This is a genomic window from Streptomyces sp. NPDC048370 (assembly GCF_043200825.1).
In the GTDB taxonomy this organism is placed as follows: Bacteria; Actinomycetota; Actinomycetes; order Streptomycetales; family Streptomycetaceae; genus Streptomyces.
The window spans coordinates 248,468-262,826 of the sequence record NZ_JBICYI010000011.1 but is presented as its reverse complement, the minus strand read 5'-3'; the positions used below and the strand labels follow the sequence as shown (position 1 = coordinate 262,826).

Here is a 14,359-nt window from a genome sequence, read left to right as displayed (position 1 = left end):
CTGCTCCTCTCTGGACCCCGATGCCCCCTCCCCCTGCCGAAACGTCCCGCCCACCGCGCCGCCGCGCCCTCGGCAAGGGCCCGGGCGCGGGCGCGCCCCCGTCCGGGGGGCCGGAGGCCCCGGGCCCGCCTCCGGAGGAGCCGACGGAGGCAGTGGAGGCCGTGGAGCCTTCCGAGGCCCCGGACGCCGTGGAGTCTTCCGAGGCCTCGGACGCCGTGGAGCCCACGGAGCCCTCGGCGATGCCACCGGCTCCCGAGCCCCTGTCCGCAGAAGGCGAGGCGCCTGCGGTGGCAGGCGTCGGCCCGGGCCTGCCCGGGGGAGCCCTGGAACCGGAAGGCGTGACGTCCGACGGCTTCGCCGCGGCCGGAGCGGAGCCCGAGCCGTCGGCCCCCGGCCCCGTGGACGGGCTTCCCGGGGCGGCGGGTGGTTCGCTTCCGGTGCCCGACGTCGCCCCGCCGGCCGACGTCGCCCCGCCCGCCGACGCCGCCCCGCCGGCCGACGCGGGCGCGGCCGCTGTCGACGACGGGCGGTTCACCGTTCGGCTGGCGAACTTCGAGGGGCCCTTCGACCTGCTCCTCCAGCTCATCTCCAAGCACAAGCTCGACGTCACCGAGGTCGCCCTCTCCAAGGTCACCGACGAGTTCATGGCGCACATCCGCGCCATGGGGCCCGACTGGGACCTCGACCAGACCACCGAGTTCCTCGTCGTCGCCGCGACGCTGCTCGATCTCAAGGCCGCCCGGCTGCTGCCCGCCGCCGAGGTGGAGGACGAGGCCGACCTCGCGCTCCTGGAGGCGCGGGACCTGCTCTTCGCGCGTCTCCTGCAGTACCGCGCGTACAAGCAGATCGCCGAGATCTTCGGCGAGCGGTGGGAGACCGAGGGGCGGCGCCATCCCCGGACCGTCGGCCTGGAGGCCCACCACGCCGAGCTGCTCCCCGAGGTCGTCATCTCCATCGGCGCCGAGGGCTTCGCCAAGCTCGCCGTGAAGGCCATGCAGCCCAGGGCCAAGCCGCAGGTGTACGTCGACCACATCCACGCCCCCCTCGTCAGCGTCCGCGAGCAGGCCGGCCTCGTCGTGGCCCTCCTGCGCGAGCGCGGGAGCGTCAGCTTCCGGGAGCTCGCGGAGGACGCCGCCGACACCCTCACCGTCGTCGCCCGCTTCCTCGCCCTCCTGGAGCTCTACCGCGAGAAGGCCGTCGCCCTCGACCAGGACGACGCCCTCGGCGAGCTCACCGTCACCTGGACGGGCGGGAACCAGGACACCCACGTCACCGACGAGTTCGACCAACCCGTGGAGGAGAAGGCATGAGCGACCCCGGGCACGACCTCAAGCCCGCCCTCGAAGCCGTCCTCATGGTCGTCGACGAGCCGGCCACCGAGGCCCACCTCGCCAAGGTCCTGGACCGCGGCCCCCGCGAGGTCGGCGACGCCCTGCGCGAGCTCGCCGACGAGTACACCGTCCAGCGCCGCGGCTTCGAGCTGCGGCTCGTCGCGGGCGGCTGGCGCTTCTACTCCCGCCCGGAGCACGCCGCCGCCGTCGAGGCCTTCGTCCTCGACGGCCAGCAGGCCCGCCTCACCCAGGCGGCCCTGGAGACCCTCGCGGTCGTCGCGTACCGCCAGCCGGTCAGCCGATCGCGCGTCTCCGCCGTGCGCGGAGTGAACTGCGACGGGGTCATGCGCACCCTCCTTCAGCGCGGTCTCGTGGAGGAGGCGGGCGCGGAACCCGAAACAGGTGCGATCCTGTACAGGACGACGAACTACTTCCTGGAGCGAATGGGCCTGCGCGGCCTTGCCGAACTCCCGGAGCTCGCGCCCTTCCTCCCCGAGGCGGACGCGATCGAGGCGGAGACGCTGGAAGGGGTCCCGTCGTTCGATCCGGATCTCCCGGATCGCGAAGACGTAGACGACAAGACGACGGACATTTGATGCGAAGCAGCAGCGGCAGGAACAGCGGAAACAACGGCGGGAGCCGTGGTGGCAACAGCGGTGGCCGCGGCGGCAGCGGCGGCGGCCGCGCGGGCGGCGGTGGCGGTGGCGGCCGCGCGGGCGGCAGCGGCGGCGGTGGCGGCTACCGGGGTGCCGGTGGTGGCGGTGGCCGCGACGACAGGCAGGGCGGCGACCGGCCGCGCAACCCGCGCCCCGAGGAGCGCCGCTACGACGTGGGCAGCGCGTCCGAGGCCCCGAAGAAGGGCCGCGGGGCCGCGGCCCGCGGTGGCGCCAAGGGCGGCCCGAAGTCGCCCCAGGGCGGCACCCCGCCTCGTCGTGGCCCGCACGGGCAGCGGCAGTCCCCCGCCCGCTCGCGTGAGCTCGACGCCAAGATCGAGCAGCGCAACCGCGAGCGGTACGAGAACCGGCCCGAGATCAAGACCCCGAAGACCTTCCCGGGCGCCGAGCAGGAGGGCGAGCGGCTGCAGAAGGTGCTCGCCCGCGCCGGCATGGGCTCGCGCCGCGCCTGCGAGGAGCTGATCGAGCAGGCCCGCGTCGAGGTCAACGGCGAGATCGTCCTGGAGCAGGGCAAGCGCGTCGACCCGGAGCGGGACGAGATCAAGGTCGACGGCCTGACCGTCGCCACCCAGTCGTACCTCTTCTTCGCGCTGAACAAGCCGGCCGGTGTCGTCTCCACGATGGAGGACCCCGACGGCCGCCAGTGCCTGGGCGACTACGTGACGAACCGCGAGACCCGGCTCTTCCACGTCGGCCGGCTCGACACCGAGACCGAGGGCATCATCCTCCTCACCAACCACGGTGAGCTGGCCCACCGCCTCACGCACCCGAAGTACGGCGTGAAGAAGACCTACCTGGCCGCCATCACGGGACCGCTGCCCCGCGAGGTCGGCAAGCGGCTCAAGGACGGCATCCAGCTGGAGGACGGCTACGCCCGCGCCGACCACTTCCGCGTCGTGGAGCAGACCGGCAAGAACTACCTGGTCGAGGTCACGCTGCACGAGGGCCGCAAGCACATCGTGCGCCGGATGCTCGCCGAGGCGGGTTTCCCGGTCGAGAAGCTGGTCCGCACCTCCTTCGGCCCGATCGGTCTCGGCGACCAGAAGTCGGGCTGGCTGCGCCGCCTGACCAACACCGAGGTCGGCATGCTGATGAAGGAAGTCGGCATGTAACCCCCGTCGCCGTACGCGAAGAAGCCCGTGACCGCCCCACCGCGGTCACGGGCTTCTTCGTACTTGTGGGCGAAGCCCGCCACCCTTTATAGTCAACATGACTCTTAAGGAGGTGGGCGTGAGCCTCGCCGACGTCATCGAACCCCTGCAGCAGCCGCTCTTCACCCTGCTCGACACCCCCGTCAGCTGGACCGAAGTCCTCGGATTCGGCAGCGGCGCGCTCTGCGTCTGGCTCGTCGCCGGCCAACACCTCGCCAACTGGCCCGTCGGCATCGCCAACAACCTCTTCTTCGTCCTGCTGTTCACGCAGGCGGGGCTCTACGCCGACGCCGGCCTCCAGATCGTCTTCATCACCCTCGCCGTGTACGGCTGGTGGACCTGGACCCACGGGGGTGGACCAGGCTCCGACACCCTTCCGGTGCGCCGCACCACGCGCACCGAATGGGGCTGGCTGCTCACGGCGGGGGCGGTGGGGACCCTCGGCCTCACGCTGCTGCTCGACCGCGCCACCGACTCGACCGTCCCCTTCTGGGACGCCCTGACGACCGCGCTCTCCCTCATGGCGACCTACGGCCAGTGCCGGAAGCGCCTGGAGTCCTGGTGGCTCTGGATCGCCGCCGACGTCGTGTACGTCCCGCTGTACGCGTACAAGGAGCTGTACCTGACCTCCCTGCTGTACGTCGGCTTCCTGACGCTCTGCTTCCTCGGTCTGCGCGGCTGGAGCCGTGACCTCGACGGCCGGCGGCGTACGGTCGAGAAGGAGGCGGTCGCATGAAGCCCTACGGGCACGGCCTGGTCCTCGGCAAGTTCTATCCGCCGCACGCCGGTCACCACCATCTCGTCCGCACCGCCCGCGACCGGTGCGAGCGCCTCACCGTGCTCGTCTGCGCCTCCTCGGTGGAGACCCTGACCCTGGACGAGCGCGTCGCCTGGATGCGGGAGATCCACCCCGACGCGCTGGTCGTGGGGGCCGTCGACGACATCCCCGTCGACCTCCATGACCCCGATGTGTGGGCCGCCCACATGGCCGTCTTCAGGGGAGCGGTGCGCGAGCCCGTCGACGCCGTCTTCACCTCGGAGTCGTACGGCGAGGAGCTCGGCCGCCGCTTCGGCGCCGAAGCCGTCTGCGTCGACCCGGACCGTACGCTCTTCCCCGTCTCCGGGACCGCCGTCCGCAAGGACCCCGTCGGCTCCTGGGACTTCCTCGAAGCCCCGGTGCGGGCCGCGCTCACCCGCCGCGTGGTCGTCCTCGGCGCCGAGTCCACGGGCACGACCACCATGGCCCGCGCCCTCGCCGAGCACTACCGGGCCAGGGGCGGGGTCTGGGCCCGTACGCGCTGCGTGCCCGAGTTCGGGCGCGAGTTCAGCGAACTCAAGCTTGCCGAGCTGCGCGCCCGGCGCCCCGAGGCCACCTGGGAGGACGTGGCCTTCCACTCCGAGGACTTCCCGCTCATCGCGCTGCGCCAGGCCGAGCTGGAGGAGGAGGCGGCGCGGACCGGGTCGCCCGTGCTCTTCTGCGACACCGACGCCTTCGCCACCACCATCTGGCACGAGCGGTACATGGGCAGCACGAGCCCCGCGACGGGCGAGATCGCCGCGCGCGGCCGCCAGCACCTGTGGCTGCTGACCGACCACCGGGGCGTCGCGTTCGAGGACGACGGCCTGCGGGACGGGGAGCACCTGCGGCCCTGGATGACGGCCCGCTTCCACACCCAGCTCGCCCACACCGGCCGCCGTACGGCCGTGCTGACCGGACCGCACGAGGAACGGCTCGCCGCGGCGGTCGCGGCGGTGGACGGGCTGCTCGCCGAGGGCTGGGACCTCGCCGACCCCCTTCCGGAGCGCCGATGAACCCGTCCCCGCCCGCGCCCGCGTCCTCCTCCTCGGCCACCGAGGACTACGACCCCCACGCCTTCGCGCCGTTCGCGGTCACCGTCGATCTCGCCGTCTTCACCGTCCGCGCCGAGCGGCTGCACGTGCTGCTCGTCGAACGCGGCCAGGAGCCGTACGAGGGAGCCTGGGCGCTCCCCGGAGGCTTCGTCCTGCCCCGCGAATCCGCCGAACTCGCGGCCCGCCGCGAGCTGGCCGAGGAGACCGGCCTGTCCGAGCACACCGTCGCCGGACTCCACCTCGAACAGCTGCGGACGTACAGCGAACCGGACCGCGACCCCAGGATGCGGGTCGTCTCCGTCGCCTTCGCCGCGCTCGTACCGGACGCGCCGGAGCCGCGCGGTGGCGGCGACGCGGCACGGGCGCGATGGATGCCGTACGGGACACAGGGGTTCCGGCCGCCGCTCGCCTTCGACCACGACCGGATCCTCGCCGACGCGCACGAACGGGTCGGCGCCAAGCTCGAATACACCTGCCTCGCCACCGCCTTCTGCCCGCCGGAGTTCACGATCGGCGAGCTGCGGCAGGTGTACGAGACGGTCTGGGGCGTCGAACTCGACCGCCCCAACTTCAGGCGCAAGGTCCTCGCCACGCCCGGCTTCGTCCAGGCCGTGGAGGGAGCGCCGCGCCTCACCGGCGGACGGGGGAAACCGGCCGCTCTCTACCGGGCGGGTGAGGCCACGGCCCTCCACCCGCCGTTGCTGCGACCGGAAGGACGCTCCACATGACGCTCCACGCGACGAAGCAGGCAGCCACGGGCTCGCTGATCGGGCTCGCGCTCGGCGACGCGCTCGGCTTCCCGACCGAGTTCGACGACGTGCCGTCGATCCTGGGGAAGTTCGGCCCCTGGCGGTCCATGGAACTGCCCGTGACGGGCGGCACGGCGTACATCACGGACGACACGCAGATGACGCTGGCCCTGGCGCGGGGCATCCGGGGCTGCCAGCAGCGGGGGGTCGTGGGCCCGGAGCGGTTCGCCGCACTGGTGCGCCGGGAGTTCGTCGACTGGTACCACTCCCCGGAGAACAACAGGGCGCCGGGCAACACCTGTCTGAGCGCCTGCGACCTCCTCGACAGCGACCGTGTGTGGCAGGACGCCAGCCAGATCCACTCCAAGGGGTGCGGCGCCAATATGCGCGTGGCGCCGCTCGGTCTCGTGCCCGGTCTGAGCGAGGAGCAGCGGGCCGGCGCGGCCCAGCTCCAGGCGGCCCTCACACACGGCCACCCCACCGCGCTCGCGGCCTCCGACCTGACGGCCCGCGCCGTGCACCTGCTCGCCCGGGGCGTCGACCCGACGGGCCTGGTCGGTCACCTGCGCTCGTACGCGTACGAGAACCGCTCCGTCTACCGCGACACCTGGCTCGGCGACCTGTGGACCCGCTCCCAGGACCCGTCGGCCCGGCACTTCATCGAGCGCGGCTGGGACGAGTGCCTCGCGGTCCTGGAGAGGCTCGACGCCGTGCAGCGGACGGCGGACCCGGAGCTCGACCCCTGCACGTACACGGGCGACGGCTGGATCGCCGAGGAGGCCCTCGCCACCGGCCTCCTCTGCTTCCTGCTCTTCCCCGAAGCCCCGCTCACGGCCCTCCGCCGCGCCGCCTGCACCCGCGGCGACTCGGACTCGATCGCCTGCCTGGCGGGCGCCTTCGCGGGCGCGCACCTCGGCGCGGGCGCGTGGCCGAAGGAGTGGGAGACCCCCATCGAGCACCGCTCCGAACTCCTCGCCCTGGGCGCCCTCTGGGACCGCTGAACACGGCCTGCGAAACTTGGGCCATGACCGTATCTCTCGTCCCCGAGGTCGACCTCTCCGCCGTCGTCGCCGAACAGCCCGACCCCCTGGTCTTCGCCACCGTCTCGGGCGCGCACCTGTACGGGTTCCCGTCCCGCGATTCGGACGTGGACCTGCGCGGTGCGCACCTGCTGCCGGTGGAGGGGCTGATCGGGCTGCGCGAGCCCGAGGAGACGCGCAGTCGGATGTGGGACAGGGACGGCGTGGAGATGGACCTCGTCACGCACGACCTGCGGAAGTTCGTCCGGCTGATGCTCCGCCGCAACGGATACGTACTGGAGCAGCTGCTCTCCCCGCTGGTGGCGCACACCTCGGAGGCCCATGCCGAGCTGATCTCCCTCGCGCCGACCGTGCTGACCCGCCACCATGCCCATCACTACCGTGGGTTCGCCGGGACGCAGTGGCGCCTCTTCGAGTCGACGGAGGAGCTCAAGCCCCTGCTCTACACCCTGCGGGCGCTGCTCACCGGCATCCATCTGATGCGTGCGGGCGAGGTGCAGGCGCATCTGCCCACGCTCCTCGAAGAGGTCGCGGAGGCGCCCGCCTACGTCGGGGAGCTGATCGCGGCGAAGGCCGCCGCCGAGCACGGGCCGGCCGATGTGGACCTGGCGCGCGTCCGGGAGGACGTGGAGGCGCTGCACGGGGTCCTGGACGCCGCGCAGGCCGCGACCGCGCTCGGCGAGGCCCCGGGGGCGCAGGACGCCCTGCACGACTTCGTCGTGCGGGTGCGGCTGAACGAAAGGCCCTAGAGGGTGCGCAGGGCTGAGGCGCGGCGGGCGCGGAGGAGGAAGTCTTCCACGCGGGGCCGGTCCGGGGCCGCCGGGAGGGGGGAGCGGGTGGCCGCCGCGTCGGCCTCATCGGTGAGGCGGGCCATCCAGGACTCGACCTCCGGCCACGGGACCTCGCCGCGCTTCACCGCCAGGAGACGGTCGCGGTCGGTGCCGACGTGGATCGTCAGTTCGCCGGTGCGCAACAGGTCGCGGCAGCTCATCAGGAGACGCAGTAGATGCATCGCGTGCTTCCAGCGCGGCTCCCCGTACTGGCGGACGTCCGCGTCGAGCTTCCTGCGCTGCCCGCCCGCGTAGCGGACGAAGGTCTGGTGCGCCTGGCGGGAGAGAAACGCCTCGCGGAGGGCCACCAGTTCCCGGCCGGTGTCGTCGATGTGCTCGACGACGGGGGAGTGCAGGCACTCCAGGACGTTCGGATTCGCGCGCAGCGCCAGCTCGCAGAACCGTTCCAGCTCCCAGCTGAACTGCTCCTCGCCAGGCCCCTCCACCTGCGCGGGCGGCTTGTCGAAGCGCCAGAACAGCGGCGTCGGCGCGAGGAAGACACCCCGGCGGTCGGTGTCGCTGTGCTCCGTGTCCAGACCGAAGGCACGCGACCCCATGACGCAGGAGTAGATCGTGTGGTCGCGCACCAGGTCTGCCGAAGTCATGCGGGTCAGGCTACGCGAGGGTGATGTTCTCTCCCGACACGGTGATCTCCTCGGCCGGGAGCGGGCGCGTGGCCGGTCCGTTGGCCACCGAGCCGTCCGTGATCCGGAACTTCGAACCGTGGCACGGGCAGTCGATCGTGCCGTTCTCGACCTTGCCGACGATGCAGCCCTGGTGGGTGCAGACCGCCGAGAACGCCTTGAAGTCGCCGGCGGTGGGCTGGGTGACGACGATCTTCTCCTCCTTGAAGATCGTGCCCCCGCCGACCGGGACGTCGGTGATCTTCGTGAGGGCCTCGCCGGCGTCCTCGCCCGGCTCCGTCGGGACGGGCGCGGACGCCGTCGGCGGCGTGGTCGGCTCGGCCGTGGTGGCAGGGGCCGCGGGCGTCGGGCTGTCGGTCGTACCGCCGTTGTCGCCGTCGGAGCCGCAGCCGGTGGCCAGCACGGCGACGGAACCCGCACCGGCCATCAGCACGGTACGACGGGGCGTGGCTTCTGGAGTCATGCCGTACAGCTTGGCCGTACGCCCCGCCCGGAGCGGGCAACACGCCTAGATCCAGGGGGTCAGCTCCCTCGCACGGCCGTCGGAGTCCCGCCGGACCTCCAGGACGGCCGTGACGGCGGCCCGCTCGATCGGCCCGTAGACGTGCGGGAAGAGCCTGTCCTCCGAGCCCTCCCAGCGCACCTCGGCGCTCAGCACCGCCTCGTCGAGGACCAGGACGAGCAGCGGACCGGGCACGTCCCGGTAGTGCGCGTCCGCGACCGTCAGCGCCGCCGGCTCGTCCGGCGAACAGTGGACGAAGCCCTCCGAGGCCAGCGACGGCGGGGCGTAGGGGAGTTCGGGATCGGCGGACCATTCGTCCAGCGGTACGACGTGCAGCAGCATGCCGACAGTTGTACCGCGCACCCCGCGACCGCGTCCCCCGCGCCCCACGACCGTGCGCCCCACGGCCGTCCGCGACGCGTTCCGGGACCGCCGCGTACTCCGAGTGGCGGCACGGTCCGGTCTGGGTGACATTGACCGTGTTCCGTACCGGACTGAAAGGCAGGACCATGGCAGGAAACGATCTCGGCAGTCTCCTCGGGGGTCTCCTCGGAGGCGCCGGCGGCGGGCAGAGCGGCAGTGGCGGCGGGAACATCCTCGGCTCCCTGCTCGGCGCGCTGATGGGCGGTGCCAGGAGCGGCGGCGGCGCCGACGGCTCCAACCCGCTCGGCGGGCTGATGGACATGCTGACCAAGTCGGGCCTCGCCGACCAGGCCCAGTCCTGGGTCGGCCCCGGAGAGAACCAGCCGGTGACCGGTGACCAGGTCGCCCAGGCCCTCCCCGACGAAACGCTCCAGAAGGTCGCCCAGGACGCGGGAGTCAGCCCCCAGCAGGCCGCCGACGAGATCGCCCAGGTCCTGCCGCAGGCCGTCGACAAGCTGACCCCGGAGGGCCAGGTGCCGTCGGGCTCCCTCGAGGACCTCATCCGGCAGCAGCAGCTCTGACCCGACCCACCCGGCGGCGGCCCCCTCGTCTCGGAGGGCGGTCGCCGCGACGGTGTGTCCGACGGGCTGACTAGGCTGATCGAGCACTCTCGCAAGGTTCGCAGGTCAGGTAAGGAGCACGACGTGGCGGTACGAGCGGTCCGAGGCGCCGTCCAGCTGGAGCGGGACGAGGCCGGACACATGCGCGAGCAGGTCGAGGAGCTGCTCACCGCCGTCCTGGAACGCAACGCGCTCGTGCCCGACGACCTGATCAGCATCTGGTTCACCGCCACGCCGGATCTGCACAGCGACTTCCCCGCCGCGGCCGCGCGCCGGCTCGGGATCGTCGACGTGCCGCTGATCTGCGCGCAGGAGCTGGACATCGAGGGCGCCATGCCGAGGGTCGTACGACTCCTCGCGCACGTCGATTCGGAGCTGCCCAAGTCCGCGATCGCGCACGTCTATCTCGGTGCCGCGGCCGCCCTGCGCAAGGACATCGCCCAGTGAGAACCGCGCTCGTCATCGGAACCGGCCTGATCGGCACCTCGGCGGCGCTCGCGCTCGCCGGACGCGGCATCGCCGTCCACCTCCGCGACCACGACCCCGCCCTCGCCCGCACGGCTGCGGCGCTCGGCGCCGGGACGGACGAGGCGCCCGAGGGGCCCGTCGACCTCGCGATCGTCGCCGTACCCCCCGCGCACGTGGCCACCACGCTGGCCACGGCCATGCGGGAGGGCGTCGCGCGCGGCTACCTGGACGTCGCGAGCGTCAAGGGCGGCCCGAAGCGGGAGCTTGAGGCGATGGGGCTCGACCTCACCGCGTACATCGGCACGCACCCGATGTCCGGCAAGGAGCGCTCAGGGCCGCTCGCCGGGACCGCCGACCTCTTCGAGGGCCGCCCCTGGGTCCTCACGCCGACCCGCGACACCGACACCGAGGTCCTGAATCTGGCCCTGGAGCTGGTCGCGCTCTGCCGCGCCGTCCCGGTCGTCATGGACGCCGACGCCCACGACCGCGCGGTCGCGCTCGTCTCGCACACCCCGCAGCTGGTCTCGTCGATGGTCGCCGCCCGCCTGCAGGAGGCGGACGAGACGGCGGTACGGCTCTGCGGCCAGGGCATCCGCGACGTCACCCGGATCGCCGCCTCCGATCCGCGCATGTGGGTCGAGATCCTGTCGGCGAACCCCGGTCCCGTCGCCGACGTCCTCGCGGGCGTCGCGGCCGACCTGGACGAGACGGTCCGGGCGCTCCGCTCGCTCCAGTCCTCCGACGAGGACAAGCGCCGCGAGGGCACCGAGGGCGTCGAGGACGTCCTGCGCCGTGGCAACGCGGGACGCGCCAGGGTCCCGGGCAAGCACGGCGCGGCGCCGACGCAGTACGAGACCGTCGCCGTCCTCATCAGCGACCAGCCGGGCGAGCTGGCCCGCATCTTCGCGGACGCCGGCCGCGCGGGCGTCAACATCGAGGACGTCCGCATCGAGCACGCGACGGGGCAGCAGGCGGGTCTCGTCCAGCTGATGGTGGAGCCGTCGGCGGCGCAGATGCTGGGCGCGGCGCTGCGGGAGCGGGGCTGGGCGCTCAGGGCGGGCTAGCAGTGCTCGGGCCGAACGGGGCCCAGGGGTTACGGCCGCCCTGGGCCCGGTGCCGGAGGCCCCCGGAAGGGCGCCGGATCCGTGGGTTGTGCCCACCCGTTCCGCCCGCGGAACGCCTGCCCACAACGGTGGGGGCCGAACGGGTGGTCGTCAGTCGGTAACCTTGGGGTGGCCCCCCGCGTCCCGCGAGGCCCTACCGCGTACCCCAGGAAGGTGTTCCCCACCGTGGAAACCGTGATCGTCGCCATCGACGGGCCCTCCGGCACGGGCAAGTCGAGCACCTCGAAGGCGGTTGCCGCCAAGCTGGGGCTCAGCTACCTGGACACCGGTGCGCAGTACCGGGCGATCACCTGGTGGATGATCAGCAACGGCGTCGACGTCCACGACGCCGAGGCCGTGGCCAACGCCTCCTCCAAGCCCGTGATCGTCTCCGGCACCGACCCGGCCCGGCCCACGATCACCGTCGACGGTGCCGACGCCGCCGGGCCCATCCGTACCGAAGAGGTCACCTCCAAGGTCAGCGCCGTCAGCGCCGTCCCCGAGGTACGGGCCCTGATCACCGAGCTCCAGCGGACCATCGCCAAGGAGGCCGAGGGCGGCATCGTCGTCGAGGGCCGGGACATCGGCACCACCGTCCTGCCGGACGCCGACCTCAAGATCTTCCTCACCGCGTCCCCCGAGGCCCGTGCCGCCCGCCGCTCCGGCGAGCTCAAGGGCGTCGACGTGGCCGCCACCCAGCAGGCCCTGATCAAGCGGGACGCGGCCGACTCCAGCCGTAAGACCTCCCCGCTCGCCAAGGCCGACGACGCCGTCGAGGTCGACACGACCGACCTCACGCTCGACCAGGTCATCGAGTGCGTCGTCACGCTGGTGGAGGAGAAGAGGGCGGCCGCGAAGTGACCCAGCCCTCCGAGAAGGGCGCCGCCGTCGGGCGTGGCATCGGCATCGGGCTGATGTACGGCCTGTGGAAGCCGCGCGTCCTCGGCGCCTGGCGGGTGCCGGCCACCGGCCCCGTCATCTTCGCCGTCAACCACGCGCACAACATCGACGGCCCCATGCTCATGGGCACGGCCCCACGCCCGGTGCACTTCCTGATCAAGAAGGAAGCCTTCGTCGGGCCCCTCGGGCCCTTCCTGGAGGGCATCGGGCAGCTCAAGGTCGACCGGGACAGCACCGACCGGAACGCGATAGGCAACGCCCTCGCGGTCCTGGAGCACGGCGGCGTCCTCGGGATCTTCCCCGAGGGCACCCGCGGCGAGGGAGACTTCGCCTCCCTGCGCGCGGGCCTCGCCTACTTCGCCGTCCGCAGCGGCGCGCCGATCGTCCCCGTCGCGGTACTGGGAAGTTCCGAGAGGCGCGGACGGTTGGTGAAGGCGTTGCCGCCGCTGCGCAGCCGGGTCGACGTCGTCTTCGGCGAGGCCTTCGAGGCGGGCGACGGCACCGGCCGCCGCACCCGCAAGGCGCTGGACGAGGCCACCGTACGTATTCAGGAGCGGCTGACCGCCCACCTGAAAAACGCCAGGCGCCTCACCGGGCGCTGAGCGAGACTCTGAGTAGTGGGCCCCGAGGCTCGGGGACCCACCGACCACGAATGATCAAGGAACGGACTTCATGAACGACCAGCACGACCACGGGGCACTTGGCGACGCCGAGTACGCGGAGTTCATGGAGCTCGCCGCGGAAGAGGGCTTCGACGTCGAGGAGGTCGAAGGCGCGATCGAGGAGGCCGGGCACGGCCCGCTCCCCGTGCTCGCCGTCGTCGGCCGCCCCAATGTCGGCAAGTCGACCCTGGTGAACCGGATCATCGGTCGCCGCGAGGCCGTCGTCGAGGACAAGCCCGGCGTCACCCGCGACCGCGTCACCTACGAGGCCGAATGGGCCGGCCGCCGCTTCAAGGTCGTCGACACCGGCGGCTGGGAGCAGGACGTCCTCGGCATCGACGCCTCCGTCGCCGCCCAGGCGGAGTACGCCATCGAGGCCGCCGACGCCTGTGTCTTCGTCGTGGACGCCACCGTCGGCGCCACCGACACCGACGAGGCCGTCGTCAAGCTGCTGCGCCGCGCCGGCAAGCCCGTCGTCCTCTGCGCCAACAAGGTCGACGGCCCCTCCGGCGAGGCCGACGCCACCGCCCTGTGGTCGCTGGGCCTCGGCGAGCCGTACCCCGTCTCCTCGCTGCACGGCCGCGGTACGGGCGACATGCTGGACGCCGTTCTGGAGGCCCTGCCCGAGGCCCCCTCGCAGCTCTTCGGCAACGCGATCGGCGGCCCCCGCCGCATCGCCCTCATCGGTCGCCCGAACGTCGGCAAGTCCTCGCTCCTGAACAAGGTCGCCAACGAGGACCGCGTCGTCGTCAACGAGATGGCCGGCACCACCCGTGACCCGGTCGACGAGCTGATCGAGCTCGGCGGCAAGGTCTGGAAGTTCGTCGACACCGCCGGCATCCGCAAGAAGGTCCACCTCCAGGAGGGCGCGGACTACTACGCCTCCCTGCGCACCGCCGCCGCGGTCGAGAAGGCCGAGGTCGCCGTCGTCCTGATCGACACCACCGACAACATCTCGGTCCAGGACCAGCGCATCATCACGATGGCCGTGGAGTCGGGCCGCGCGCTCGTCATCGCGTACAACAAGTGGGACGAGCTGGACGAGGAGCGGCGCTACTACCTGGAGCGCGAGATCGAGACCGAGATGCAGCAGGTCTCCTGGGCGCCCCGCGTCAACGTCTCCGCCAAGACGGGCCGCCACATGGACCGGCTCGTCCCGGCCATCGAGACCGCGCTCGCCGGCTGGGAGACCCGCGTCCCCACCGGCCGTCTCAACGCCTTCCTCGGCGAGCTGGTCGCCGCCCACCCGCACCCGATCCGCGGCGGCAAGCAGCCCCGCATCCTCTTCGGTACGCAGGCGGGCACCAAGCCGCCCCGGTTCGTGCTCTTCGCCTCCGGCTTCCTGGAGGCCGGCTACCGCCGCTTCGTCGAGCGCCGGCTGCGCGAGGAGTTCGGCTTCGAGGGCACGCCGATCCACATCTCGGTGCGGGTCCGCGAGAAGCGCGGCCGCAAGAAGTAACAAGGCGGCATG

The 14,359-nt window shown here is 72.5% G+C and carries 17 protein-coding genes; 14 read left to right on the top strand and 3 right to left on the bottom strand.

The features are described from left to right. Nucleotides 1–20: 20 nt before the first annotated feature. The 8 genes from ACGFYP_RS24170 to ACGFYP_RS24135 all read left to right on the top strand — a co-directional run bounded on the left by ACGFYP_RS24170 (nucleotide 21) and on the right by ACGFYP_RS24135 (nucleotide 7,545). Nucleotides 21–1,310: a segregation/condensation protein A gene (locus ACGFYP_RS24170; RefSeq protein ID WP_393497121.1), complete on the top strand. Its 1,290-nt coding sequence runs from the start codon at nucleotides 21–23 to the stop codon at nucleotides 1,308–1,310. Next, entirely contained in the window at nucleotides 1,307–1,927 is a 621-nt protein-coding gene (gene scpB, locus ACGFYP_RS24165) for an SMC-Scp complex subunit ScpB (RefSeq protein ID WP_393497118.1), read from the top strand. The genes ACGFYP_RS24170 and scpB overlap by 4 nt, the downstream gene beginning before the upstream one ends. After that, nucleotides 1,927–3,117: a pseudouridine synthase gene (locus ACGFYP_RS24160; RefSeq protein WP_393497115.1), complete on the top strand. Its 1,191-nt coding sequence runs from the start codon at nucleotides 1,927–1,929 to the stop codon at nucleotides 3,115–3,117. The genes scpB and ACGFYP_RS24160 overlap by 1 nt, the downstream gene beginning before the upstream one ends. Nucleotides 3,118–3,235: 118 nt before the next feature. Then, entirely contained in the window at nucleotides 3,236–3,892 is a 657-nt protein-coding gene (gene pnuC, locus ACGFYP_RS24155; protein WP_393497112.1) for a nicotinamide riboside transporter PnuC, read from the top strand. Further along, a complete protein-coding gene (locus tag ACGFYP_RS24150; protein WP_393497109.1) occupies nucleotides 3,889–4,968 on the top strand; it encodes an AAA family ATPase in 1,080 nt (359 codons plus the stop codon). The genes pnuC and ACGFYP_RS24150 overlap by 4 nt, the downstream gene beginning before the upstream one ends. Next, a complete protein-coding gene (locus tag ACGFYP_RS24145; protein ID WP_393497106.1) occupies nucleotides 4,965–5,735 on the top strand; it encodes an NUDIX domain-containing protein in 771 nt (256 codons plus the stop codon). Before ACGFYP_RS24150 ends, ACGFYP_RS24145 begins: the two co-directional genes overlap by 4 nt. Then, entirely contained in the window at nucleotides 5,732–6,757 is a 1,026-nt protein-coding gene (locus tag ACGFYP_RS24140; protein ID WP_393497103.1) for an ADP-ribosylglycohydrolase family protein, read from the top strand. The genes ACGFYP_RS24145 and ACGFYP_RS24140 overlap by 4 nt, the downstream gene beginning before the upstream one ends. Before the next feature lie 23 nt (nucleotides 6,758–6,780). Further along, on the top strand, nucleotides 6,781–7,545 hold the full coding sequence (locus ACGFYP_RS24135) for a DNA polymerase beta superfamily protein (protein ID WP_393497101.1): 765 nt from the start codon (nucleotides 6,781–6,783) through the stop codon (nucleotides 7,543–7,545). On the opposite strand, the gene ACGFYP_RS24130 is transcribed toward ACGFYP_RS24135, so the two are convergent. From ACGFYP_RS24130 to ACGFYP_RS24120, 3 genes are read right to left on the bottom strand one after another with little or no spacing between them, the layout of a single operon-like run. Next, the gene (locus tag ACGFYP_RS24130) at nucleotides 7,542–8,231 is read right to left on the bottom strand and encodes a DNA polymerase beta superfamily protein (protein WP_393497098.1); all 690 of its coding nucleotides are present in this window, start codon (nucleotides 8,229–8,231) and stop codon (nucleotides 7,542–7,544) included. The genes ACGFYP_RS24135 and ACGFYP_RS24130 overlap by 4 nt on opposite strands. A 10-nt stretch (nucleotides 8,232–8,241) precedes the next feature. Next, nucleotides 8,242–8,733 (bottom strand): Rieske (2Fe-2S) protein, encoded by a 492-nt coding sequence (locus ACGFYP_RS24125; protein WP_361964826.1) that lies wholly within the window; start codon nucleotides 8,731–8,733, stop codon nucleotides 8,242–8,244. Nucleotides 8,734–8,778: 45 nt separating this feature from the next. Further along, complete coding sequence (locus ACGFYP_RS24120; protein WP_393497095.1) at nucleotides 8,779–9,114, bottom strand: DUF952 domain-containing protein; 336 nt, start codon at nucleotides 9,112–9,114, stop codon at nucleotides 8,779–8,781. Nucleotides 9,115–9,281: 167 nt separating this feature from the next. On the opposite strand from ACGFYP_RS24120, the gene ACGFYP_RS24115 reads away from it, so the two are divergent. From ACGFYP_RS24115 to der, 6 genes are all read left to right on the top strand, one after another. Then, the gene (locus ACGFYP_RS24115; protein WP_393497092.1) at nucleotides 9,282–9,716 is read left to right on the top strand and encodes a YidB family protein; all 435 of its coding nucleotides are present in this window, start codon (nucleotides 9,282–9,284) and stop codon (nucleotides 9,714–9,716) included. Between the two features lie 123 nt (nucleotides 9,717–9,839). Next, nucleotides 9,840–10,202 carry a chorismate mutase gene (gene aroH / locus ACGFYP_RS24110; protein ID WP_361964820.1) on the top strand — a complete coding sequence of 121 codons (363 nt, stop codon included), beginning with the start codon at nucleotides 9,840–9,842 and terminating at the stop codon, nucleotides 10,200–10,202. Continuing rightward, the gene (locus ACGFYP_RS24105; protein WP_361964818.1) at nucleotides 10,199–11,287 is read left to right on the top strand and encodes a prephenate dehydrogenase; all 1,089 of its coding nucleotides are present in this window, start codon (nucleotides 10,199–10,201) and stop codon (nucleotides 11,285–11,287) included. The genes aroH and ACGFYP_RS24105 overlap by 4 nt, the downstream gene beginning before the upstream one ends. Before the next feature lie 213 nt (nucleotides 11,288–11,500). Continuing rightward, nucleotides 11,501–12,187, top strand: a complete 687-nt coding sequence (gene cmk / locus ACGFYP_RS24100; protein WP_393497087.1) for a (d)CMP kinase — start codon at nucleotides 11,501–11,503, stop codon at nucleotides 12,185–12,187. Then, entirely contained in the window at nucleotides 12,184–12,828 is a 645-nt protein-coding gene (locus ACGFYP_RS24095) for a lysophospholipid acyltransferase family protein (RefSeq protein ID WP_361964903.1), read from the top strand. The genes cmk and ACGFYP_RS24095 overlap by 4 nt, the downstream gene beginning before the upstream one ends. Before the next feature lie 70 nt (nucleotides 12,829–12,898). Then, nucleotides 12,899–14,347, top strand: coding sequence for a ribosome biogenesis GTPase Der (gene der, locus ACGFYP_RS24090; RefSeq protein ID WP_361964814.1), 1,449 nt, complete (start codon nucleotides 12,899–12,901; stop codon nucleotides 14,345–14,347). The last annotated feature ends 12 nt before the right edge of the window (nucleotides 14,348–14,359 follow it).

What these genes read in the sequence shown, in the direction of transcription:
- ACGFYP_RS24170 (WP_393497121.1), top strand. Translation starts at nt 21, where the DNA reads ATGCCCCCTCCCCCTGCCGAAACGTCCCGCCCACCGCGCCGCCGCGCC.
- scpB (WP_393497118.1), top strand. Translation starts at nt 1,307, where the DNA reads ATGAGCGACCCCGGGCACGACCTCAAGCCCGCCCTCGAAGCCGTCCTC.
- ACGFYP_RS24160 (WP_393497115.1), top strand. Translation starts at nt 1,927, where the DNA reads ATGCGAAGCAGCAGCGGCAGGAACAGCGGAAACAACGGCGGGAGCCGT.
- ACGFYP_RS24150 (WP_393497109.1), top strand. Translation starts at nt 3,889, where the DNA reads ATGAAGCCCTACGGGCACGGCCTGGTCCTCGGCAAGTTCTATCCGCCG.
- ACGFYP_RS24145 (WP_393497106.1), top strand. Translation starts at nt 4,965, where the DNA reads ATGAACCCGTCCCCGCCCGCGCCCGCGTCCTCCTCCTCGGCCACCGAG.
- ACGFYP_RS24140 (WP_393497103.1), top strand. Translation starts at nt 5,732, where the DNA reads ATGACGCTCCACGCGACGAAGCAGGCAGCCACGGGCTCGCTGATCGGG.
- ACGFYP_RS24135 (WP_393497101.1), top strand. Translation starts at nt 6,781, where the DNA reads ATGACCGTATCTCTCGTCCCCGAGGTCGACCTCTCCGCCGTCGTCGCC.
- ACGFYP_RS24130 (WP_393497098.1), bottom strand. Translation starts at nt 8,231, where the DNA reads ATGACTTCGGCAGACCTGGTGCGCGACCACACGATCTACTCCTGCGTC.
- ACGFYP_RS24125 (WP_361964826.1), bottom strand. Translation starts at nt 8,733, where the DNA reads ATGACTCCAGAAGCCACGCCCCGTCGTACCGTGCTGATGGCCGGTGCG.
- ACGFYP_RS24120 (WP_393497095.1), bottom strand. Translation starts at nt 9,114, where the DNA reads ATGCTGCTGCACGTCGTACCGCTGGACGAATGGTCCGCCGATCCCGAA.
- ACGFYP_RS24115 (WP_393497092.1), top strand. Translation starts at nt 9,282, where the DNA reads ATGGCAGGAAACGATCTCGGCAGTCTCCTCGGGGGTCTCCTCGGAGGC.
- der (WP_361964814.1), top strand. Translation starts at nt 12,899, where the DNA reads ATGAACGACCAGCACGACCACGGGGCACTTGGCGACGCCGAGTACGCG.